Origin of the sequence: Streptomyces sp. NPDC051315 (assembly GCF_044455165.1) — a bacterium.
Classification (GTDB): domain Bacteria; phylum Actinomycetota; class Actinomycetes; order Streptomycetales; family Streptomycetaceae; genus Streptomyces.
Genome location: NZ_JBITEN010000063.1, coordinates 1 through 1,045, shown reverse-complemented (window position 1 = coordinate 1,045; position 1,045 = coordinate 1). Strand labels below are relative to the sequence as shown.

1 protein-coding gene is annotated in these 1,045 nt (G+C 73.2%); it reads right to left on the bottom strand.

Going from position 1 to position 1,045, the window contains the following annotated elements; translation table 11 throughout:
* On the bottom strand, positions 1-1,045 hold a 1,045-nt coding region (locus ACIBBD_RS38800; RefSeq protein ID WP_399424736.1), incomplete at both ends, for an acyltransferase domain-containing protein.

Here is a 1,045-nt window from a genome sequence, read left to right as displayed (position 1 = left end):
GGGCCGTTGACGGCGGCGATGGTGACGTCGTGGTGGTCCTGGAGGAGGGGCAGGATGTCGGTTTCGGAGGCGCCGACGGCGACCATCGCGCCCCCGGACGGCAGGGCCTGCATCAGCCGTCCACGAGCCGTGACAAGCGCACTCGCGTCCTCAAGCGTGAGTACGCCCGCCACATGCGCTGCCGCAATCTCACCGATCGAATGTCCCGCGACATGGTCGGGCCGCACTCCCCACGATTCGAACAGCCGGTACAGAGCCACTTCCAGGGCGAAGAGGGCGGGCTGGGTCCACTCCGTCCGGTCCAGCCCGTCGCCGAACGCGACCACCTCGGCCAGCGGCCGGTCCAGGTGCCGGTCCAGCTCGGCGCACACGGTGTCGTAGGCCTCGGCGAAGACGGGGAAGGCGTCGTACAGTTCCCGGCCCATCCCGGCACGCTGGGCGCCCTGACCCGTGAACAGCACCGCCAGCTTCCCGGCGGCCCGCTCCCCTTCCAGCACGCCCGGCGCCGGCCGCCCCTCCGCGAGCGCGGCCAGTCCGTCGAGCAGCTCCTCCCGCTCGGACCCCACGACGACCGCGCGGTGCTCGAAGGCCGTACGCGTCGAGGTCAGCGAGTGGCCGACGTCCACGGGGTCGAGCTCCGGCCGGGCGGTCACCAGGTCCCGCAACCGGGCGGCCTGGGCGGACAGCGCCTGCGGGGTCCGCGCGGACAGCACCCACGGGACGGCGGCGGGCGGGGTGCGTTCGGCGGCCGGTTCGCCGGCCTCCTCGTCGGGGGCCTGTTCGATGATGACGTGGCTGTTGGTGCCGCTGACGCCGAAGGAGGAGACACCCGCCCGGCGGGGACGGCCGGTCTCCGGCCAGGCCCGCGCCTCGGTGAGCAGTTCCACCGCGCCGGCCGACCAGTCGACGTGCGGGGTCGGCTCGTCGACGTGGAGGGTCTTGGGCAGCACGCCGTGCCGCATGGCCTCGACCATTTTGATGACGCCGGCGACTCCGGCGGCGGACTGGGCGTGGCCGATGTTGGATTTGAGGGAGCCGAGCCAGA